Here is a 21,222-nt window from a genome sequence, read left to right as displayed (position 1 = left end):
AATGAGTAATTGAAATTATGCAGCGCGGGCGAATTCGCCGTGCGTCTGCGCGGCGGCGACGACAAAGGCGGCGTGAGCCTCTTCCGGCGTGGTGTAGCTGCCGAGACGGCGCGTAACGCCCTTGTAATAAATTGCGCTGAGATACCGCTGCCCATTCGCAGACAAGGCTACGCCCTTGGGCAGCACCTTATCAAGCCTGCCGGCACGGCGGTTGGCGAGGTTCTGAGAGCGAGTCGCCTCGCGAAGGTTGCTCCAGCGATTCGATTTGCTGCCGTCGATATGATCGATCTCTGACGGCCAACGGCCAGTCTTGATTAAGAATGCCAGGCGGTGGGCATAATATCGGCGCCCATCGACCTTGACGGAGATATATCCGCCGGTATGGGGAGTGCCAGCGATGGTGCCGGGTTTCACGCGGCGCTTGTGGACTCGCCACGTCAGTTCGCCGGATTGTTCGTCGTAAGATAATAGCTCGCGGGCACGTTCGGCGGTGAGGCCGGCGCCGGTATCGGTAGTCATTTCCTGTAGTCTTTTCTCAGCAACGGCCGGCGGGATCAAGCGCGACCAAAGTCATCAACTCGATCCTGTGGCGGAGCGCTGCTAGTTCGCTGACTTTGACCGCGATTCCGATCCGCTCCAATCCCTTAATCATGAGATCGACTTCGGAGTCGATGAATCTGGCAAACGCTTCGGGTGCGAACACGTTGTTCGGCGAGATGACAGGCATCACCGCCGGACGCCCACTGTCGGGCGCATCCGCGTTTTCGAACATCGATCTCGTTTGCCGTTGGGGTGCCCGATAGTCGGATCGGGCTTACCGCCTGCTCGCCTCAGTACATCCGTGGACGAGTGCAGGCCCGGCGCGCGCCGGGATTCGAGACCAGCAGTTGAAACGGCGCTTTACAAGAAACTAGGTTGTTACCGACGTGCCGCTGGGCTCTAAAACGGAAACGGCGGCCCGATGGCCGCCGCTAGACACATTTTTTTAGTATGGAAAAATAACTAGCAGTTGATGTACGCGCATTCAAGAAGTTGTGCGGAAGTTGTGCAGGCGTCAACTGTTTTGCTGGAACGGTTTTGGATTCTGGAGAATGGCGCCGATAATCAGCTTTGCGGCCTCGCGAGCCTCCGTCGCCATTGCAGGTGAAATTCCGGACAAGCTGTATTCGTCGGCCAAATCGAACAACGCCTTCTTCACGTCGGTTCGAAACCCGTCCGGGTCTTGCGCCATATCGGCGAGGATGCCGAACAACGTCATCAACATAAGATTGTGAGCAATGTCGATGCCTAGTTGCTGACCGGCTGTGCTCATGTGAATCGATCCCTTCGTCAGCCATTGTACGGCTTGAATCGCCCGTGCTTATAACCCCGCAAATACCCTGCGGAGACGGATGATTCCAGTTCTGCCTCAAGATACTCGTTCGCGACGAGCACCGCCTTGAGCGCGGCGCGAACGTCACCGCCGCAGGCCGCGATTGTCTGGTCGACCGCCGCTTCAAGCCGGTCGGCGTCGGCCTGTGGATTGGGCGCGGCAGGCTCCGGCATGGCGGGTTCCAAGTTGACTGAACGCCCTGAATGTTCTCATTATGTTCTCATGAAGTCAAGCGATCCGAAACGCCGGTTTCCGCCACCCTGGCGGGTCGAACAGCCAGGTCCCGACTGTTTCGAGGTGCGGGATGCCAACGGCTTCCGGCTGGCCTTGGTGCATTTCCGGGATGATCTGCAAAAATGGTCGTTCGGCCATAGCCATCTGACCTCGGATGAGGCGCGGCGGATTGCCAAGGCGATCGCCCGCATTCCCGAATTCCTGATGCAGCGAAAGGGATTCAATCAACGTGGCGGAGGACTGCGCTGGCGGCCGGAGCGCCCGTATCATGTCGCACTTGAGGACGGATATATCAGGGCGAATTGGGACGTGATTGACGCATTATGCAAGATCAACAGCGTTCCGTTCAATGCGACCGGCGAGAAAATTAGCGACGGCGGTCTTTGGCGGGTTTATGAGTTTGCTTGGCAACTCGATGCGATGCAGTTCTGGGACCGGTTCGAAGGGCGCTGGCTGCTCGGTACGGAGTTTCACTATCCCCAGCGACCGAACGATCTACCGCCGATGAAACAGCCTTCGAATTTGCCGAAGTTCGATCCGCGAAAAGCAAGGAGATAAGCCGGGTCCATCGGCGCCGAGGAACTTTTCAACCGTCCTGTTCTTGAATCGGGTGCTGTGGCGTGGAGTTGCGTATGCGTAAGCCCGGAGCCCGGACGCCGTCCATCGTGCCGCGTGGAGACGATCAAGATATCTACCTTGTGGTCGATGATCTTGGTCGTCTCGGCCGCGTCTGGCGAGAAGCCGATTACGAGGCAACCGATTTCGAGACTGTCGTCACCGATTTGTTAGATGGCCAGTACAATAATCCGATCGGCATATTTTCCTTCAATACCGCCGAGGGTTGGTCGCGGGACGTTTCCGAGGACATCGCTCTGGAATTGCACCGCAGATGCGACCTGGAAGGCTGCGATATTCCGCCAGGACTAGCCGATTTTATCAAGCGTCACGAACCTTCGATCCGCCAACTGTCGCTGCGGTTCGGCCTACGCGCAAGTTAGCTGGTTTGCCCCGGTCGACACCTGAGCATGGTACGCATAGCCGTTATATTGGCCTCACGCAAACGAGACGATTATCCCGATATGTAATCGCCGCGGCGCGGAACATGTCGCCCAACATCTCCTTTTCATTTGGACGAACTAAATCCTTCTACGAAGGTGAGCCCGTAATGTGTGAAAGGTGCGTCGAACTCAATGAACAAATCGCGCGCATTCAGAGAATCTGTGCCACAATCAACGACCCGTTCGCAATTGAACGGTTCAAGGCGCTGATAGAAGAACTGGAGGCACGAAAAGCCGCGCTCCATCCCAAGCGCGAGCCATAAGACCGTGGATCCGCGCCAGCGCCGAACTACGTGGGAACAATCGTTCCTGCAAAATTCCGGTAAATCTCCGGATGTATAGATACGGAATTTTGTGTTTCGATTTTTGCAGGCACATTTTGGACATGACCCATCGTCCTCTATTCAAATGCCCCATCACCGGCAGAAGGGTGCAGCATTGGCTGCCCGATAATACCCCTGTTCGTGAGGACACTTTCGAGTCTGTCGCTTGTCCGGCCTGCGGCGGGCTGCATTTCATCAACCTGATGTCCGGGCGACTCTTGGGCGATCCGAAGTCCGATAACAAATAGCTAGGAACCAATCCTGCAGATCTGGATTTTACCCAGCTTCTCCCACGGAGTCTTGCGTCGTGTCCTGGGACCGCCCATTCGATCAGCCCGTCCCCCTGCCGAAAGGCGCGCCGGCACGAACACTGCGAGACGCCGCAAATTTTATCGGAAACCTTCCAAAAACCGAGCAAGATATGAAGGAATGGCAGACCGCCGTTCAGATGCTGATCGATGCCGCGGAAGATCGCGCACCGATGATGTTTGCAAAGATAAGCCTTCATCGGGCCATCGATCGCGATGTCGCGCGCGTCTTCAATCCGGCACACAAAAGCCCGTACTGGGCCCCACGAAAGCTAAAACGTGATCTATAATTTTCGGTCAATTAGCCGAAACTTTCCTAATTATTCCCGGAACGACTCAACATTTTCCGCTCGCGTTCAATCGAAAACTTGGCATAATTTGCGATCCGCAGGTCATCGACCTTTCGTCCAGCGATGTGAGGGTCCCATGCCAGATAAACGCCGTCGTTTTGTCCAGAATGGTCCGCTCGAAGAGCGTCTTGCCGAAGAGGCGCGCCAACTCCGTGAAAAGGCAAAAACATTGCCGCCGGGTCCCGAGCGCGACACGCTTCTCCGCCGCGCGCGCCAGGATGAAATTGCGAGCCGGCTTTCTGAATGGATTGCGTCGCCCGGCTTGAGGTCGCCACACTGAAAACGGGCCGATGAAACTCCTGCTCTGCTGAGGACCACGCGACGTGCAACGGGGGCCAGGAATGTCGGCGGCTGGTGCAATCATCCGCCGCATCGTTCGACGCCGCAAGGGATGAGTTCGTCAAGTGGCTCTCTGCCAGAAATGATTTGGTCGCCGTAGAATGCAGAGAATTGCGATCATAGCGGGTCAAGCCGCTGTTTCGGCGCGCTGGAACGGGACGATCGACGACAAACAGGGCAAGTTCACGGCTAGGGCGGGGGTACCTGTCACGCCGCGTTGCGGGCAGCGAGATTTTCAATGGCAAGTTTGAATGACGCGATGTCGGGCGAACCCTCGATAACCGCCAGCGCTTTATCCAGATCGCAGTCGGATAACTTCACGGCCCGATCAACAAGGAAATCGCAGTTGGCACCCAGTTTTTGCTCTGCCCGGCGGCGCAAATCCGCGACATATAGCCTGCCCGCTTCAAGCCCGGCATTCGGGTCCGACCTGGCGTCATTCCAATCTTCGCTCATAATCCAATCGTCGCTCATAAACCGCGCCGCTCCGGCCAGCGCCCTGTAACGGGTGGCTCGCGGCAGATCGATGGCGCGCTCTACGACCGTGCGCAGATAAGACAGGCCGCCCGCCGCTGCCAATTCTTGGGCGACCGGAACGCTGGCCAGATCGAAAATCTCCGGGATCAAGGTCTCAAGAGTCTCTTCTGTCAATTCGCATGAATCACCGGGCGGGTAGGAAATGGATTCCGCTGTTGAATGGGCCTCTTCCGGGGAAATCGTTGTCCGTCGAAAGGGGATTATGTTGGCAGAGCCATGGATTTCTTCCGCGCTAGGTGAATCAGGGTCGTCAATCGCGCAAGCTGATCCGAAAGTATTACCGGTATCACGGGTATTTTCGGACTTACCGGTATTACGGGAATCACCGGAGTTACCGGACTTACCTGCATTACCTGACTTCTGTTTGTTGACAGGAGGTTGACAGTCCCTCGACAGGAGGTCGGCATTAGCTCGACCAGAGCGCGGCTTTTCCCTGCCATCCCCCTCGACACCTCGTCGAGAAGAGGCCCCCTTGTTGTAGCCAGACGCAAGCTGGCTTTCGTCATAGCCGACGATGGAAATCAACTTGAAGCCGCCCTTGGTCGGCTCCATCATGATCCTGCCGCGCGCCGCCAGTCGCTTCAAAAAGCGCTCCGCCGCCTTCGCATTCGGCTTGCCATCGGCGGTAAGCCAGATCAGCTTCTCGGCAATATATCCATAGCTGTGAACGAGTTGGCCACGCTGGAGATCATAGCAAACGTCACCAATCCAAAATACGCGGTCGGTATAAGCCGCCTCTTTCATCAGCCAGAGCCAGGCTCCACGCTCGCTTTCCGGAAGCGGCTTGAAAACAAGATCATCCCAGAGGTCGCGATGCACCACCAAGAATCCGCGCTTGGCGGACTCGTCCTGTGAATTGTTTTTGATTGTCATTGAGAACCACCGTCGCCCCTCCAAAGTGAAGCTGGCGGGCGACCGGAGGGGTCACGGCCAAAAGAAGGATCATGACTTCCTTCCCTGCCCGCCATTGCCAATGGCTGGCAGACGATCAATCCTCATTCAACGTTTAGTCGGTAAGCAGTGCGGCGGCCAGTCGCGCTGAACCGCCGCCACGTGGCGGCAAATCGGAGGAAATTTCTCAATCGTTTCAATTCGGCACAACGTGGTGCCCAATCGGAGAAAATTTCTCAATCATCTCAAACGCGGCTCGGATGTAGTAACGCGAACTAAATTACTACGATACGAAGGACCAATTGTCGGCGCGCTGGGTGGGTTTTACTGGACCAGCGCGAAGAAACCGAGTCAGCCCCTCGGTGATTCGTGATGAAGAAAGAGCCCCGGTTGTCGTCGCCTGCCGGGGCTCTTTTTCTATGAGCGGCGTTACTGGCCAGACCTAGCACCAGTCGGCGTCGCGCAGATCTTCCGACGCGTCCCGCAAACGATTTCTTTTTTCGCGACCGCTTGAATGCGGATCGATCGGGTACGCATTCTCGCCGCCGTTGATCCTGTCAAACCTTGAAAGGAACTGCGATGAAGGCGATGTCCGAGAGCGCGTTCGCAGTCTCGCGAGGCGGAAGGGATTTTGGGTGCGGAAGTCGCGAACGCGGAATCCAGCCGTACAAATGGCCGCATAACTGGACGGCGGGTCAAAGCATGATGAAAGAACTTACCGCAGAGGATTATGAGACCGCAGTTCAAGCGCTGGCCTTTATGATCCAGTATCATAACCTGCCCGGCGCGCTGCCGTTGCTGATCCGGATGGAAGCCGAGCGCGACCGCCTGATCGCCGAAGGCGGCGCTCTCGACTACGCCCGCCGGGTTCTGGCTCGCGGTGCGATCAACGCGACCATAGGGAACGACAACGCCAGTCCGCGCCAGATCGCCGCATAGCATAACCAATAGGGAGCGCCGCTTTCGACGCTTTCCCCTTCTCATTACGCCGCCACCGCCATGGGCGCGCCGTAGCAGTAGTTCCCCCAATCGTCCATCAGGGCGCGGCGCTTATCGAGCATATCCATCCTCTGGTAAGCTCCACGAGTGCCGCTGGTGACGTGGCCCAAAACGAACTCGCAAAGCCGATCCTCGTGGTTCGTCTTTTCGCCGGCCCAATCCCGGAACGTTGATCTAAAGCCATGCGTCGTGATGCCGTCCATCTTCATGCGCCGCAGGAGGACGAGCATGGACATGTTGCTGAGCGGCTTGCCCTTGGCCGCGCCGGCAAAGATGTATTCGCCATCACGTGGCAGATCTTTCAGGAGCGCTACCATGCGCGGGGTCAGCGGCACCCGATGCGGCAGATCGGCGAATTCCGGCTTGCGCTTCGATCTCGCCGCCGGAATCGTCCATACATTCTTTTCGAAATCGATCTCCGCCCACTTGCCGCCAAGAACGGCGTCTGTCCTCAACCCGGTCAAGATCGTCAGCTCCAACGCGCGGGCCGCAGATCCGGCCTGTTTCTGCAAGCGGGTAATGAATGCTGGAACCTCATCGAAGTGCATCGCTCCGTGGTGCTTCGTCTGCTTGACGGCGCCGGACTTCGGAAAAATGTGGCTCAAGTTGCCCTTCCATTGGGCTGGGTTATTCTCTTTGGATCGGTAGTCGTGCGCGCTGGCGTAATCCAGGATGGACTCGATCCTGCCCCTCACCCGGCGGAAGGTTTCCAGCTTCCGCGCATCCCAGATCGGTTTGATGCAAAGCAGAACGTGTTCCTTGCCGATCTCGGCGACCGGCAACCTCCCGATATGCGGATAGACATAGGCTTCCAATGTCGAAGGCCATTGAGCCGAATGCTTGCCATTTTTCCACGCATCCGCATTTATGCGGATGTACTCTTTGGCGCATTCCTCGAACGTAATAGATGGCTTTGGAGCTTGGTCGGTGACGGCCAGAGCCGTGGGGCGATCCATCAAAAGGTTCGCGCCATGGGCGGCCAGAATGCGCCGGGCGGCCTCTACAATGTCACGGTCGGCTTGGTTGCTGATCGGAGGGGATATCCGCAGCTTGTGGGCGGCGTCGCGAGCAGCGCGATATTCCTGCATCTGTTCGGCGGTCGAGCCCGATAACATCATGCGCCATTCGTTATGAAGTTCGGTGTCCAACTCTTTCGCCTTCCGGCGGGCGGAGATCGCCTTTGGGTCATCGGCAACCCGGATGTCGGTCGAGAGCTGGACAACGCGGCGCTTCTCAACCGCCGCATATTCCTTGGGGGTTCGGCGGAAGAACCACCAGAAACTACCCCGTTGCCGTAACCCTTCGTGCGCCATTTCTGCCTCGCCGCGCTGCCTTCAATATGATGAAGCCAGATCTATCGGCGGTCAGTTCGATAGTCAATTGTTTGACACTATGTTTTACGTTTTTGTTTTACAATATGCCTTAAACTGCCGAGAAGACCTATGATTATAGCTGTTTTGTGTTTCTCGTCGGCGGACACCCCTCCGCCAGCACCCCGTCCGCACACATCCACCAACGTCCGCCAGCGTCCAAAAATCTTCGATATATCAAGCACATTTGTTCGCGATGCATCTTCGCGGGTTCGCCGAAGTCTGGCATAATCCATCTCATCGACGTGGGTTGACGCGTGGGTTAGGCGGACACTCACGCCAGGTCGACGTCCTCGTGGGTTAGGCGGACATCTCATGATCCTAACGGCAAAACAGGTTGAGCATGCCAAACCTGGCAGCAGGCTGAGCGATGGCGGCGGACTGCGTCTCGACGTTGACAAGAATGGCAACCGCTCCTGGGTGTTTCGGTTCAAAAGCCCGCTGACCGGCAAGGAGCGGTACATGGGCCTCGGCACCGCCGACGACGTGACGCTGGCGAAGGCGCGCGACGCGGCGCACGACGCCCGCGCCCTGCTCCGCAATGGCAAAGACCCGATCGAAGATCGCAACACCAGGCGCGCCGAAGCCAAGGCCGACGCGTCCCGCTCGATCACGTTCGAGGCTTACGCGGATGCCTTCATTTCCGGAAAAGAGGCCGGCTGGAAAAACGAGAAGCACCGGCAGCAATGGCGCAACTCACTTCGCGATTACGCTTACCCGCACATCGGTCATCTGACTGTCGGCAACGTCGACACCGAGGCCGTACTGAAAGTGCTGAGGCCGATCTGGACTGTGAAGAAGGAAACTGCGCGACGGGTCCGCGGCCGTATCGAGGCGGTACTGAACGGCGCGAAGGCCGAAGGGCTGCGCGCGGGCGAAAATCCGGCCCTTTGGCGCGGTCACCTTGACCAGGTGCTGGCGCGGCGCCGCAAGTCGGAGGTGAAGCATCACCCCGCCCTGCCCTATGAGGAACTGCCGAAATTCTGGCAGCGGCTTTCGGCCGACGCGTCAGATGCGGCACGCATGCTGCGCTGGATCATCCTCACCGCCTGCCGTTTCAATGAAGCCTATGAAATGGATTCTGAAGCCGAAATAAAGGGAGATCTATGGACAATCCCGCCGGGCCGAATGAAGGGCGAAAGGAAGCATGAAATCCCCCTGACCGCAGCCGCCCTGGCGCAATTGCCGTTCCGGCCGGTCAGTGACGTGTCGCTTTCCAAGCGCATCGCTCGGCACACCAGCACACCCGCCACGACGCACGGCTTTCGTTCGACCTTCCGGGACTGGGCCGGCGACGAAACGGAGGTGGCATGGGAAGTTGCGGAGGCCGCGATTGCGCATGCCGTTGGCGACGAAACTGAGACTGCATATCGACGCCGCACGGCGCTGGCGAAGCGTCGCCAATTGATGACCGCCTGGGAAGAATACGCCACTAAGGGCCTTGATGGTGCATCTCGTTCTGATCAATCGCCCCATCGTGGTGACGCCGAAGGGAATGCGTCCGTGTCGTCACTCTGAAATGACGTGGCGCCACGTCACCTTCGTCCCATCAAACGCCTTTTCGGGGCATCTGCATCGGGTCAGCCGGCCGGCATGTTTTCGACAAACCTCAGCATCTCCTCCCTTGTGATGAAGGTCCGTTTTCCGTATTTGCGGACCTTGAGGTCCCCGGCCGCTACCGCCTTGTAGAAAGTTGAGCGCCCGATTCCGACCATCTTGCAAAACTCATCGACGGCCAGTGTCGGCCGCTCCGAAAGCGGGATCGTTGTTTTCGGTGCCGACCTGGTGGCCGCAAGTTTCATTGAGCCCTCCCTTCAGGCGCGGGAAGTTGTTTCACCAAAGACACGGATCCGACGAAGTCAATGGCGAGCGGCAGCAGCTCAGAACGGCGATTGCCCTTGATGCAACGGGACGACGTTGGCATCGGTCGTGTCCTCTCCGAGCTCGATCGTGGAGTTGGCGAGCAATCTGAGTTCGGGCATTCTGCTGGTTGTTATGTAGTCGCTTGTTGGATAACCGCGCCGCCAGCTCCCTCGCTCAACGGCATTGAGGAAGGCTTCAACCTGGATATTGAACGACGCTGGCTCTTCAAGGTTGATCGAGTGACCGGTGTTGGGAGAAATTCAAAGGCCGGCATTTGGAAGTGTGGATTTCAGCATCAGGTTGGTTTCGAGACAGGCCGCGTCTTCGTCGCCCACGATCAGCAGGACCGGCACCATCATTCTCGCGAGCCGGTCACGCAGGTCGTGCAATGATGGGCGCATCGCCTGGCAACGGATGACCGTGTTGGACAGTCCCTTGCCCGATTGTTCACGCAATTGGCTTGCGAACGCTTGCCAGCGTTTTGGATCTTTATATTTGAGCTGAATGCGTGTTGCGCTGTTCGCGACTTTTTCGGAGATCGAATCCGTGCTGCGCTCGAAGCCGCGAGCGAGAATTGAGGTTTCTCTCAACCAAGCATGACGCTGGGACGGCGGGGAGCCGGATCCTGCCGCTGCGCAGACAATCGCGCTGACCTTGCGCGGATGTCGTAGCCCAAATTGCAGCCCCGTATAGGCGCCCATGCTTAGGCCGATCAGATGAGCGCAGTCGATCGACAGCCCCTGCATGACGGCTGTGACATCATCGATCGATTGTTCCCAACCATAGGCGGCAGGATCTTCAGGAACATCGCTGGGCACATAGCCGCGAGCATTGCAGGTGACGCAACGATATGCGCGCGAGAAGTAGCGGACCTGATCTTCCCATTGACGAAGGTCCGATCCGAGTTCGTGGATGAAAATGATCGGATAGCCTTCGCCGTATTCCTCAAAATAGAGCTTTGCTCCGGAGGCATCAACGTATGGCATTGCTTTTTCCTGTCCTATGAAATCCGTCAGGAAATAGGAACGGGTAAAATGGATCGAGACGCAATCCCCCGCGTTTCGTGATCGCGCAATCGGGCAGAACAGCGTGCAATTACTGGTCGGGCATCCTATCGCGCCGATCCGGCTTGCGCGGCTGCCCGACCTCGGACCGCATTTTTAGAGACGATCAACGCTTTCGGGTGAAGTCGACCGTGATCGCCAGCGGCAGCTCGCGCGGCGGCGGATCGAAAGGAGCGCTGGCACGAATGGTCTTCAGCGCGCTGGCGTCGAGCGCGGCCTGACCGCTGCTTTCCGCGATCTTCAGGCTACCCGGGCGAATCTGGCCGCTGACAAGGACGGTAAAGGCGACGACGGGGGAACCACTGCGGCCATCATCCGGATAGAGTAGGTTGGCCCGGGCCTTTTTGCCGAGCCGCATGACATAGGCGTTGATGCGATTTTTTTCCGTCTCCTGATCTCTGATCGTTTGCGCGTCCTGTTGTTGCTCGGCGCCCTTGATGTTGTTGGCGCTGCCCGATTACCGACCGATCGACCAGCAACCTGCCCCCAGAGGGGTACTATCGGCATGTAGCTCTTCACATAACGACAACACGACTGACGGACAGCCGACCCTGTCCAACAGGCGCTTCGAACGCTAGACGTGGTTGGCTGATCCAAAAAAGCGCCGTACTGCCTTGGTACACCGGGCGCCAACGGTGGTGGTGAGAAGCGCTCACATTCTGCCGGCTACCGACCGAGAGATACCCGGTCCAGCTCGTCGTCGACGCCCCGGGGATTGCTCACCTCGGCCCTTCCGGCGTCACCTGCTTGAAGCGCTGATGCTCGGTGTCGTCCAGAAAGCTGATGGTCCGCCCGCCCTGGGTGATGCTCACGAGCTTGTTATAGAAGGCGTAGGCGATGTTGCGCCCCAACCTGGAGATCTGGTTGCCATTGGGGTCATAGGTGAATGTGGTGCTGAACGTCCCAAATATTCTGAGGCAATTCGCCGATAAGAGGCCGGCTATGGTATAATTCGAGATGAAGGCCATCCTCTCTCAAAGAGGTGGGAGAACGGATTGTCCCCCGGGCTGCGTTTCGGGCACATCTAAAAAAGCACCTGCTTTGTTTATTTCGAGCCAGAAGGCTTTGCTAGCGAAATTCAGGGCTGCATCAATGGGCAAAGAGCTGGTTGTCCGAAGAACTCACCTACCGCGATCGCAATCCGATCTACGCGCGGCGCAATATGTCCGCATGTCCACAGACTACCAGCGATATTCAATTGAAAATCAAGCCGCGGTGATGGCGACATACGCTCAAATTCACCAACTATCTATCGTCCGAACATATCGAGACGAAGGCGAAAGTGGACTGAAACTTAAGAACAGACCTGGCCTGATGCAATTGTTGGCAGACGTTTCCACGGGCCGCGCCGATTTCAGTCACATCTTGGTCTACGACGTTAGCCGATGGGGACGTTTCCAAGACATCGATGAAAGTGCGCACTACGAATTTCTCTGCAAACAAGCCGGCATTAAAATCACGTATTGCGCCGAGCAGTTCGACAATGACGGCACCATGCTGTCCAGCATTGTCAAGAATCTAAAAAGAGTAATGGCGGCCGAATACAGTCGCGAGCTCTCAGTTAAAGTTCACGCTGGAGCTTCCCGGTTCGCTCGGCTTGGCTTTGCGAGGGGCGGTCAAACTGCATACGGGCTACGGCGGATACTCGTGGACGAGAAGCAGAGGACCAAGGCGATTCTCAGAAATGGCGAGCGCAAATATCTGGCCACCGACCATGTAAGACTCGTCCCCGGCGCTTGCGAAGAGGTGATGGTTGTCAAATGGATTTTTGAACGGTTCTTACAACGACAGTCAGAAGCAGCTATAGCTCAAGAACTTAATAAAAATTGCATACCCACCAACACGGGTCGCGTGTGGAATCCTGGATTAATAGGCCGCATCCTCAGAAACGAAAACTACATCGGAAATCTCGTATACAACCGCCGATCGTATAAGCTCAAGGAAACGAGAAAATACAATCCGCCCGACCTATGGGTCAGAAGCGAAGGCTGCATCGAACCGATTATCAAGCAAGACGAGTTCTTGCGCGCCGCAAAGATTATAGAAGAGCGCCGCGTCGATCTATCCGAGGAGGAGATGCTGGCGCGACTACGTAAACTCCTGATGAAGCATAGAAAGCTCAACGGCCCAATCATTGAACAGGCCATCGGTGTTCCCTGCGTTGTAACCTACCAAAATCACTTCGGGAGCCTGCGCAACGCATATCGCTTAATCGGTTACGCGTCCAAGCGAGACTGTGAGTACTTAGAATCTCGCGGAAAATGGGCCGGGTTAATGACCGACTTGGCGTCGCAACTCGCAGACAGTATTCAGCGGCTCGGCAAGCGCCCCACCTTCTATAGCGCGACTAATTGTCTCGTCCTCAGCGCTAAAACCGGCATCTCTTTTCGACTTGCAAGATGGCAGCCAGGCAAGAAAGCCACTCATGCTGCCTTGTGGTCGATAAACGTCCGCGCTCACCTTTTCCCCGGTTGGATCGTCTCCATCAGGCTTACTGAACGTAACACAGACCTGCTCGACTACTTGCTGGTGCCTACGGCTCTGGTGCCGGGACGCCAAATACGGTTTTCTGAGGAAGCTCGGCTTAATCATGGAGTAGAGCAGTTCGAAGATTTCGACACGCTAATTCGAACGCTCGTCCAACGCCTAGCCAAGACAGACCATGCATCTTCAACGAAATCGATCCAATCGAAACAACGGCAAAGAGAACGCCGCCCCAAAAATAAGTCCGACCACGGGCGGCGCTGATCGAGCGAAGGTAGAGATACCCACCTAGCAGCTTTCCGTAATTCTTTTTGAAATCGCCGTTCAGCTTAGAAATTTCGACCAGTTCTGAGAAATTATCCGACACGAGAAGGCCTCCTGGAAGTCGCCAGGCAGCTCATAAATCACTGATTTGCCCGACGGGGCAACCAGCACCTTTATGGTTCCAAAGCTATCGAAGTCGCAGCGCCGTTGCGGCTTCCAACTCCGCGATCGCTTGACCGGAGGATTGTACTTTGATCGTCGTCATGCCCATCTCGCGTGCGGGTTTCAGGTTGACGCCGAAATCGTCCAGATAGACGCAATGTTTCGGGTCGACGCCAAGCGCTTCGGTCATCATCCGGTAAATGCGCGGATCCGGCTTGCGAAGCCCGATTCTGGCGGACTCGATAACGCGATCGAACAGCACGATCACCTCGGCGACATAGAGCGAGCGGCCGACCGGGCTGTCGGTGCTGTTGGCCGGAAGGTTGTTGGTGATGCAGCCGGTCTTGAACTTTGCTTTCACGCGCCGCAGCGCCTCGACCATCTCCGGCCGCAAGTCGCCGTATAGCAGCGGCAAGATATCCCTGCCACGCACCTCCGCGCCGAGCGCCATCGATTCCATCGCGAACAGCGTATCGAACGCTTCGAGATCGATCTCGGCACGTTCGAACTTGGCCCAGGCATTTTCCAAATGATTAACTGCGTTGATGCGCCGGATGATATCGACCGGCAAGCCACGTTCGGCCTCAAACCTCGCAAAAGCCTCGAAGGGAGAGGTCGTGAGCACCCCACCGAAATCCCAGATCACCGCTTCAATCATATACACACACCAATACATGCACCCATCGCCGCGAACAGTGAGCACGCTGGCAATATCCAGCGTAGGGAATCTCCAAGAAATCACCGCTCTCAAATCTGGCGTTGGAAAGGTTAAGTCATCTCGCTCGTTAGCACATCGCTGATATCAGCTCAGGTGATTGATTTTGCTCTGCCGAAGGCAGCTTGAGCCAGATGCCCCTCCCCGCAGCCGCGTTCTAAGACGGATTGTAATAACGGCAATCGGCTTATATCAGACTAGAGTTCGTATCCAGTTCGGTCGTCCGTTCTTTTGCTGCTATCACGTCTTGGCTGCGTCTCCTGCCAACCGACTTTGCGAAATTAATCACCGGCATTTCGATGAATCTCCAGGACAGATAGGCCGCGGGCGTTGTCAGCAGTATCGAAACGGCGGTTGCGAACATAACGGTGAGGGATAGCGGAAGCCCCGCAGCATTCAGTGCGGCAGGATCTGTCAAGCGGAAGGCAATCGAGATTCCGATCAGGTGCAGCAAGTAGAAGCTATAGGAAACCTGCCCATAAAACCGAGCCAACCGGGAATCGAGCGGTTTGAACAAAGCCATGGCTGGCCGCCACGCGATCAGTGCAATTATTGCCGCGGAACTCAAACATTCCAGCAGGAGAACCAGCGCGCTCTGCGTTCTCGATCCGCAGAAGCAAAACAACGCGATGGAGATGATCGCCACAGCGACAGCAAGCCTTGGGCTGAGCGACGACGCACGTTGCTCCCCCCTAAAATGAATCAACACGCCGACGATGAAGGCGTAGAGCGGCGCAAGGTTGGTGAAGCCGCCGAGCAGATGCACATAGGGTCCCACGGAAGATAGGCCGATCAGGACAATTATCAGAACCCACAGTTGCGGGTCGCTACGTTTTTGCAGCGTCCAGACGCTGAGCAGGATTAGCGGTGTCGCCACGCATTCAACGGTCATCGACCACATCACGACGTTGATGTCGCTTCGGATCAGCAGCATATTCAGGACGACATTGATCGGATCGAATGATGCCCTGAATCCGACGAAAAATCCGAACTTCCAGTAAAGCACGGTCAGCAATGCGACGGCTGCCGCAGCGGCCGGGAACAACCGAAGCAGACGGTTGCGCAGGAAGCGGACTGGATCCGAATTGCCGTCGAGCGAGCGTGCCAAAACGAAGCCGCTCAAGACGAAAAATGTAACCACGGCCCCCGTGCCATTGGCGCAGGCGCCAATAAGGCGGCCGGCCATCTTGTCAAGCCAGCCGTTCGCTCTGCCACCCGCTAATTGGTTGTTGACGTGATAGCCGACCACCGTGAGGGCGGCGATCCCGCGCAGAGATTCGAGGCGAGGAATAAATCCCTGTTTTTTCAATGAAATCTCTCTTTTCTCTTTGCTTTCTAGCATCCCCTTCGCTTGGCGAGCAAGCAACCGCGAAATCCGACGGGCAATCTGCTTACGTGGCTATCCGTCATGCCGGCGAGATAAACTTGGTAATATTTCTCGATTCGAGGGGCTGACCATGCCCGAGCTACCGATGAAACGTCTTGCGCTGTTTCTGGACGGCACCTGGAACGAGGTCAGCGACAACACCAACATCTGGCGCTTCCGCGCGCTGTTCTCGCCGGTTGGCTCCGACGGCCGCGAGCAGCGCGCCTATTACTCGACCGGCCTCGGTACCAAGTTCGGTGAAAAAATCAGCGGCGGCATGTTCGGCGCCGGCATCGATACCGCGATCACCAGCGCCTATGAGTGGCTGATGGAGCATTATCAGCCCGGCGACGAGATCTTCATCTTCGGCTTCAGCCGCGGCGCCTACACCGCGCGCAGCCTCTCAGGGTTCGTTTCCAAATGCGGGCTGCTGCAAAGCGGCGCACCGCTCGGCGTCAACCAGTTGTTCATGCGCTACCGCCGCTCCGGCCAGCGAACCATTCGCGAGCTGATGGCCGATCGGGACAACGGCAAGACCGATTTCAGCTTCGAGGAATCCTGGATGCTGAAATTCGCGCAGGCCGTGCCGATCAAATTCCTCGGCGTGTTCGACACGGTCGGCGCGCTCGGCGTGCCCTTCCCGCTGCTGCGCCGCCTGAAGGGATCGGCCTATCCGTTCCTCAACACCGGGCTACGCCTGAACAACGAATATGCCTTTCATGCGCTCGCGATCGACGAGCACCGCAAGGCCTTCGCGCCGACGCTCTGGACCAATGAAGGCGCGACGCACGCGACGCCGCGGCCGATCGAGCGCACCGAGCAGCGCTGGTTCGTCGGCGCCCACGCCAATGTCGGCGGCGGATGCTTCAGCGATCCGCTGGCGCAGCTTCCGTTCAAATGGCTAGAGCGCAAGGCGGCGGCGCTCGGCCTCACCTTCAAGGACGGCTTTGCCGCCGAGGCTACCGCCGACGCTGCACCGATCTCCGATTCTTATGCCGAATTCATGTGGGGCCTGTATCGCCTTCTGACGTTAGGCCGCCCCTATTATCGCCCGATCGGCATCGCGCCAAGGGACGAAGGCCCCGGCGTCAGCAACATCAACGAGACCATCGACACCTCGGTGTTCGAGCGCTGGCGCGCGGACAAGACCTACCGGCCGCCGGCGCTGCGGACCTGGGCGGCATCGAGGAAGGTTGATCCAGGCAAGATCGCGGCTTCCGTGCGTGCGGACGATCCAGCGGCGACAATCGCGGATTGATCGGAGAGTCGTCCAAAATGTTGAGGAAAGCGCCTCAAGTGCGCTCGCGAGCGCCATAGATCTTACCGATCTCTTGACGGAGCAGCATCTGGATGGCTACTCAAAATCTGGGGCTAAGAAATGAAAACGCTTATATTGTTAGTTGCGGTCGCTGCGGCGACCTCGGTAGCAGGCTGCATGACGCGCGATCAACAGATTGCAGCCGCAAACGCCAGAGACGACCAGAAGTGTCTTGGCTTTGGTGCCCGGCCCGGTACAGACGTTTATGTGAGCTGCCGCGCCTAATTGGATAGCGCGCGCACGACGGCGGAGGCGATCGAGGATGCCGCGCCTGGCCCAACGATAACTCCGCCCCCCTATCCGGCTGCGACGTCGGATGCACCAAAAATCCAGCCCATCGTAATTCCTGGGCCCCGCTGTACGTCTCGAGGTTGTTGAGCGGGCGCGCTCCCCTTAAGCATGCGTACAGGCCTCTCGGAATTTTCTTGAGTTTTTCTGTGCCGGCCCATCGATGTTAGAGCGCAGAGGGCGGGATCGGAACGCACCGGCGTGACAAAAGAGCCGGCTTCCGCGCTCGTCGTGATCGCCGCGAACGGCATTTGTAATCGTAGTTTGCCAAACTGCGCCCGTGGTCTATGCCCGCTCAGACTGGAGCACGATACGCCCCACGACCTCGCCACGCTCAAGTCGTTTCAAGGCGTCGTTCGCCTGATCCATCGGAACCATAGTTACGGCCGTCGGCTCCAGCTTCCCACTTTGGGCGAGCGCAACCAATTCAAACAAATCCTGCAATGTCCCGACATAACTGCCGCCGACCGTCAGTTCACGCATCGCGACGATTGGCAGAGCCAGTTTGATCTCACCACCGAACAGGCCAACCTGGACAAGGCGCCCGCCTTTTGCCTTGGATAGCACGTCGACGGCAAAGGCAGCCGTCGTCGAGCCGTTGACAAAGTCGATCACCGCAATGACAGGCGCTCCTGCCGCGGCGAGGATGCGGTCGGCCACGTCGGGCGTAGTGCTGTCCACGGTGTGACTGGCTCCGGTATCGCGCGCAGCTTGCAGCTTGCCTTGGTTTACGTCGACGCTGATGATCGCACGGTGTCCCATCGATTTGAGAATTGCGATCGCCGACAACCCCAAGCCACCGGCGCCGATCAGGACGATCGGTTCATCCGGCGGCAAGGGCAAGACCTTCTTGATCGCGGAATAGACGGTGATGCCGCTGCAGGCATAGGTCGCCGCGAGAGCCGGATCGAGATTGCCGGGATCGACCAGATGTCGTGACGCTTGTGCCATGACATGGGTCGCATAACCGCCATTTTGGAATATTCCGATCGCCCGTCCATCCGAACAGAGATTTTCCTGGCCAGCGAGGCAGCGCCGGCAATGCCCGCATCCGACCCATGGATAGACGATACGTACATCGCCCACGCTCACGCCAGTCGCTTTCGGTCCCATCTTGACGACACGGCCGACAATTTCGTGTCCCATGGCAAGCGGTAGCTTGACCCCGCGATCCCTGAGGTAGCTTCGCTTGCCTGCGCCGAGGTCATAGAAACCCGCCCAAACATGCAGGTCGGTATGGCACACGCCGCAATGCGTCACCTCCAGAAGAACCTGAGCCCCGCTCGGCTCAGGAATTTGCATCTCGATTTCCTGCAGATCTTTTCCGTGCTCGACGACGGCCCAACAGCGCATAACCACTTCACATCTCCAATAGCCAAAAACGACACCTCATTGGCGCCTTACGATCCACCCAAGAATGCACGCCGGACATTGTCGTCCTTTTTCAACACCTGCGACTCGCCACTTTGAACAATCGATCCGTTCCGCAGCACATACGCCCGGTGAGAAATATCCAGCGCCTTCAACATATTCTGCTCGGCAATGAGAGCGGCCATTCCGGATGCGACGATCTCCGGCAACCGCGTCAGCACCTCGTTGGTCAGTTTCGGCGACAGGCCGAGCGACGGCTCATCGAGCAACAAAAGCTTCGGCCGCATCATCAACGCGCGGCCGATCGCGAGCATCTGCTGCTGTCCACCCGAGAGAGTCCATCCGAGCGAGGACTGCCTTGCCGCGAGGTCCGGAAAGAAGTGATAGACCTGATCGATGGTCCGGGCGGAGTCGAGCGAGCTCTCCCGTGAGGCGACATCGAGGTTCTCCTTGACGCTCAACCCTGGAAATATCCGCCGTCCCTCGGGTGAGTATCCGAGTCCGAGCCGCACTCGCTTGTGGACGGACAACCTGCTGATCTCCGTACCTTCGAGGCGGATGCTGCCCGAAACAGCAGGCAAGTGGCCGATGATGGCGTTCATCAACGTGGTTTTGCCGGCGCCGTTGGCCCCGACAAGCGCGATGATCTCGCCCGGCCCCACGGTGATCTCGACGTCATGCAAGGCTTTGATTTGCCCATACGCAACGTTGCATCCCGCAATGTTCAGAACGGAGGCGGTCATCTAGCTACCCTGGACATCCGTCTGCGTGAAATCCGATCCCAGATAAGCGCGCAGAACGTCCGGGTTACGGTAGATGTCTTGCGGGCATCCGTCTGCGATGATCTTACCCTGGTCCAGGCAGATCATCCGTGACACGAGCCGGGTGAGAAAGGGCATGTTGTGCTCGACGATCAGCATCGTCGCGCCTGTATTGGCCAAACCCTGCAGCCGCGCGGCCAAATCGTTCTGCTCGGATTCGTTCAGGCCGGCAGCCGGCTCGTCGAGAAGGATAAGCTGCGGTTGAAGAGCGAGCGCCCGCGCGATCTCGACACGTCGCTTCGCGCCATAAGGGAGTGCGCCGCACATCCGCCCGAGATCGCTTATCCCGACATGATCGAGGAGGTCGGCCGCGCGCGCGTATGATGCGCTGGCGTCGTAACCAGAAAGATGCCTCCGGCCGGAAAAGCTCGATACGGCAACATTGTCCCAGACCGACATGTCGTCCACGAGGCGAATATTCTGGAATGTCCGGACGACGCCCTTTCTCGCGATATCGTGCTCCCGCCACCCGGACAGCTCGGTGCTGTCAAGGACAATCCGCCCGTTGTCGATGTGTTCGACGCCTGTGATACAATTGACGAGCGTGGTTTTTCCGGATCCATTGGCGCCAATGAGCCCGGTGATGGAGCCGTGGCCAAGTGAGAATGAAACGTCGCTGAGAGCCCGGATTCCGCCAAACGATTTGCTGATCGCCGCGATTTCAAGTAACTGTGCTGATGGCGAGCATGGCGCCGCGGCGACCGTGGTCCGAGTGGCGCCGATCGCCGGCCCACGGTCTTCGGAGCCGATATTTCCGATCGACGTGACATCTTTCGGAACGGGTCTTTGCGCGAGAGGAAAGAGCTTTTCGATCAGACCCACAAGTCCTCCCGGTGCGACGATCAGAACCAGGAGCACCAGCACCGCGGTCACGAGCACATAAGACTGTTCGAGGAAGCGGAGCCATTCCGGAAGGTTGATGACAAACAATGCGCCGACGATCGCTCCCCACACATTGGTCCGGCCACCAATGACGGCGATGGTCAGGCAGGTGATCATGGTCTTGAGATCGAGCGCTTCCGGGGATGCGATCCGCACGGTGTGGGCGTAGAGCGCGCCGGCGGCTCCGGCATAGCCCGCGCTTAGCAGAAGCATGAAAAAGCGGATGCGAGCCGTATCAATGCCGATGGAGCGCGCCGCGATTTCGTCTTCGCGGACGATCTGCAGCGTCTTGCCGCGAAGACCGCCGGTGGCCCAAAGCGCAAATGCCGCTCCCACCGCAACCAGGCCCCAAATCAGCACAACCATCGGAAAACCTCGTCCGACGGTGAGGCCGAACATCATCGGGGCCGGAACGCCGGGCAAGCCGTTCGCGCCGCCGGTCAACGACACTTGATCGACGGCCTCGAGCATGACGATCTGGCTGATGGCGAGCGTGGCCAGCGCCAGATAATGCGAGCTGAGCCGCAAAACGGATAGGGCAATCAGCGCTGCCGCGATCACGGGCAAGGCGATGGACGCGGCGAAGGTGGCCGGGAAACCGAGCCCCAGACGAACGGCGAGTATGGCTGTGGTATAGCTCCCCAACCCGAAAAATAGCCCCTGCGCGAGAGACAGCGCGCCGGCATGACCGAATATGAATTGATACCCCATGGCGAGGAGCGCGAAGACGCCAACCAGCGCGAACACGCGGAGTTCGTAGAACGACGAAAAGACGATCGGCCAGGCAATCAAAAGCGCGACGCCTACAGCCGATACGGCCATGCGAGCGGTCAAGAAAGGCAT

The 21,222-nt window shown here is 57.9% G+C and carries 24 protein-coding genes; 9 read left to right on the top strand and 15 right to left on the bottom strand.

Annotated elements, in window-relative coordinates; genetic code table 11:
• Positions 1-15: 15 nt before the first annotated feature.
• From HB630_RS23555 to HB630_RS23540, 4 genes are all read right to left on the bottom strand, one after another.
• Positions 16-519, bottom strand: a complete 504-nt coding sequence (locus HB630_RS23555) for an HNH endonuclease signature motif containing protein (protein WP_213775075.1) — start codon at positions 517-519, stop codon at positions 16-18.
• Positions 520-535: 16 nt separating this feature from the next.
• A complete protein-coding gene (locus tag HB630_RS23550) occupies positions 536-772 on the bottom strand; it encodes a hypothetical protein (RefSeq protein WP_213775073.1) in 237 nt (78 codons plus the stop codon).
• 282 nt (positions 773-1,054) lie between these two features.
• Positions 1,055-1,312 (bottom strand): hypothetical protein, encoded by a 258-nt coding sequence (locus HB630_RS23545; RefSeq protein WP_213775071.1) that lies wholly within the window; start codon positions 1,310-1,312, stop codon positions 1,055-1,057.
• Between the two features lie 17 nt (positions 1,313-1,329).
• Positions 1,330-1,545, bottom strand: coding sequence for a hypothetical protein (locus HB630_RS23540; RefSeq protein ID WP_213775069.1), 216 nt, complete (start codon positions 1,543-1,545; stop codon positions 1,330-1,332).
• On the opposite strand from HB630_RS23540, the gene HB630_RS23535 reads away from it, so the two are divergent.
• The 5 genes from HB630_RS23535 (at position 1,523) to HB630_RS23515 (ending at position 3,925) form a co-directional block, all read left to right on the top strand.
• Positions 1,523-2,164 carry a hypothetical protein gene (locus HB630_RS23535; RefSeq protein ID WP_249781014.1) on the top strand — a complete coding sequence of 214 codons (642 nt, stop codon included), beginning with the start codon at positions 1,523-1,525 and terminating at the stop codon, positions 2,162-2,164. The two genes, HB630_RS23540 and HB630_RS23535, sit on opposite strands and share 23 nt — an antisense overlap.
• Positions 2,165-2,238: 74 nt before the next feature.
• The gene (locus HB630_RS23530; protein WP_213775068.1) at positions 2,239-2,604 is read left to right on the top strand and encodes a hypothetical protein; all 366 of its coding nucleotides are present in this window, start codon (positions 2,239-2,241) and stop codon (positions 2,602-2,604) included.
• 104 nt (positions 2,605-2,708) lie between these two features.
• Entirely contained in the window at positions 2,709-2,927 is a 219-nt protein-coding gene (locus tag HB630_RS23525; protein ID WP_213775066.1) for a hypothetical protein, read from the top strand.
• 367 nt (positions 2,928-3,294) lie between these two features.
• Positions 3,295-3,585 carry a hypothetical protein gene (locus tag HB630_RS23520; RefSeq protein WP_213775065.1) on the top strand — a complete coding sequence of 97 codons (291 nt, stop codon included), beginning with the start codon at positions 3,295-3,297 and terminating at the stop codon, positions 3,583-3,585.
• A 136-nt stretch (positions 3,586-3,721) separates the two neighbouring features.
• Positions 3,722-3,925, top strand: a complete 204-nt coding sequence (locus HB630_RS23515) for a hypothetical protein (protein ID WP_213775064.1) — start codon at positions 3,722-3,724, stop codon at positions 3,923-3,925.
• Positions 3,926-4,191: 266 nt separating this feature from the next.
• On the opposite strand, the gene HB630_RS23510 is transcribed toward HB630_RS23515, so the two are convergent.
• Positions 4,192-5,394, bottom strand: coding sequence for a hypothetical protein (locus tag HB630_RS23510; RefSeq protein WP_213775062.1), 1,203 nt, complete (start codon positions 5,392-5,394; stop codon positions 4,192-4,194).
• 597 nt (positions 5,395-5,991) lie between these two features.
• On the opposite strand from HB630_RS23510, the gene HB630_RS23505 reads away from it, so the two are divergent.
• Entirely contained in the window at positions 5,992-6,351 is a 360-nt protein-coding gene (locus HB630_RS23505; protein ID WP_213775061.1) for a hypothetical protein, read from the top strand.
• Between the two features lie 44 nt (positions 6,352-6,395).
• Here HB630_RS23505 and HB630_RS23500 read toward each other — a convergent pair whose 3' ends face one another.
• Positions 6,396-7,724 carry a site-specific integrase gene (locus HB630_RS23500; RefSeq protein ID WP_213775059.1) on the bottom strand — a complete coding sequence of 443 codons (1,329 nt, stop codon included), beginning with the start codon at positions 7,722-7,724 and terminating at the stop codon, positions 6,396-6,398.
• A gap of 372 nt (positions 7,725-8,096) precedes the next feature.
• Between HB630_RS23500 and HB630_RS23495 the strand changes: the two genes are divergently transcribed.
• A complete protein-coding gene (locus tag HB630_RS23495; protein ID WP_213775058.1) occupies positions 8,097-9,299 on the top strand; it encodes an integrase arm-type DNA-binding domain-containing protein in 1,203 nt (400 codons plus the stop codon).
• Positions 9,300-9,361: 62 nt separating this feature from the next.
• On the opposite strand, the gene HB630_RS23485 is transcribed toward HB630_RS23495, so the two are convergent.
• From HB630_RS23485 to HB630_RS23470, 4 genes are all read right to left on the bottom strand, one after another.
• A complete protein-coding gene (locus tag HB630_RS23485; RefSeq protein WP_213775056.1) occupies positions 9,362-9,583 on the bottom strand; it encodes a helix-turn-helix domain-containing protein in 222 nt (73 codons plus the stop codon).
• 321 nt (positions 9,584-9,904) lie between these two features.
• Positions 9,905-10,630, bottom strand: coding sequence for an alpha/beta hydrolase (locus tag HB630_RS23480; RefSeq protein ID WP_249781013.1), 726 nt, complete (start codon positions 10,628-10,630; stop codon positions 9,905-9,907).
• A gap of 184 nt (positions 10,631-10,814) precedes the next feature.
• Positions 10,815-11,066: an energy transducer TonB gene (locus tag HB630_RS23475; RefSeq protein ID WP_213775054.1), complete on the bottom strand. Its 252-nt coding sequence runs from the start codon at positions 11,064-11,066 to the stop codon at positions 10,815-10,817.
• 361 nt (positions 11,067-11,427) lie between these two features.
• Positions 11,428-11,676, bottom strand: coding sequence for a hypothetical protein (locus HB630_RS23470; RefSeq protein WP_213775053.1), 249 nt, complete (start codon positions 11,674-11,676; stop codon positions 11,428-11,430).
• Here HB630_RS23470 and HB630_RS23465 point away from each other — a divergent pair.
• Positions 11,666-13,456 (top strand): recombinase family protein, encoded by a 1,791-nt coding sequence (locus HB630_RS23465; RefSeq protein ID WP_249781012.1) that lies wholly within the window; start codon positions 11,666-11,668, stop codon positions 13,454-13,456. The two genes, HB630_RS23470 and HB630_RS23465, sit on opposite strands and share 11 nt — an antisense overlap.
• A gap of 187 nt (positions 13,457-13,643) precedes the next feature.
• On the opposite strand, the gene HB630_RS23460 is transcribed toward HB630_RS23465, so the two are convergent.
• Together HB630_RS23460 and HB630_RS23455 are read right to left on the bottom strand one after the other, a co-directional pair.
• Positions 13,644-14,276 (bottom strand): HAD-IA family hydrolase, encoded by a 633-nt coding sequence (locus HB630_RS23460; protein ID WP_213775209.1) that lies wholly within the window; start codon positions 14,274-14,276, stop codon positions 13,644-13,646.
• A gap of 244 nt (positions 14,277-14,520) precedes the next feature.
• Positions 14,521-15,675, bottom strand: coding sequence for an acyltransferase (locus HB630_RS23455; protein WP_213775051.1), 1,155 nt, complete (start codon positions 15,673-15,675; stop codon positions 14,521-14,523).
• A gap of 115 nt (positions 15,676-15,790) precedes the next feature.
• Here HB630_RS23455 and HB630_RS23450 point away from each other — a divergent pair, with 115 nt between their 5' ends.
• Positions 15,791-16,957, top strand: coding sequence for a DUF2235 domain-containing protein (locus tag HB630_RS23450; RefSeq protein WP_213775050.1), 1,167 nt, complete (start codon positions 15,791-15,793; stop codon positions 16,955-16,957).
• 633 nt (positions 16,958-17,590) lie between these two features.
• Here the strand turns inward: HB630_RS23450 and HB630_RS23445 are convergent.
• The 3 genes from HB630_RS23445 to HB630_RS23435 all read right to left on the bottom strand — a co-directional run bounded on the left by HB630_RS23445 (position 17,591) and on the right by HB630_RS23435 (position 21,222).
• Complete coding sequence (locus tag HB630_RS23445; protein WP_249781011.1) at positions 17,591-18,607, bottom strand: alcohol dehydrogenase; 1,017 nt, start codon at positions 18,605-18,607, stop codon at positions 17,591-17,593.
• A gap of 98 nt (positions 18,608-18,705) precedes the next feature.
• Positions 18,706-19,419 carry an ABC transporter ATP-binding protein gene (locus tag HB630_RS23440; RefSeq protein WP_213775049.1) on the bottom strand — a complete coding sequence of 238 codons (714 nt, stop codon included), beginning with the start codon at positions 19,417-19,419 and terminating at the stop codon, positions 18,706-18,708.
• Positions 19,420-21,222, bottom strand: a complete 1,803-nt coding sequence (locus HB630_RS23435) for a branched-chain amino acid ABC transporter ATP-binding protein/permease (RefSeq protein WP_213775047.1) — start codon at positions 21,220-21,222, stop codon at positions 19,420-19,422.

It is taken from the genome of Bradyrhizobium sp. dw_78 (assembly GCF_018449525.1).
In the GTDB taxonomy this organism is placed as follows: domain Bacteria; phylum Pseudomonadota; class Alphaproteobacteria; order Rhizobiales; family Xanthobacteraceae; genus Bradyrhizobium.
This window is presented reverse-complemented; position numbering and strand designations above follow the sequence as displayed.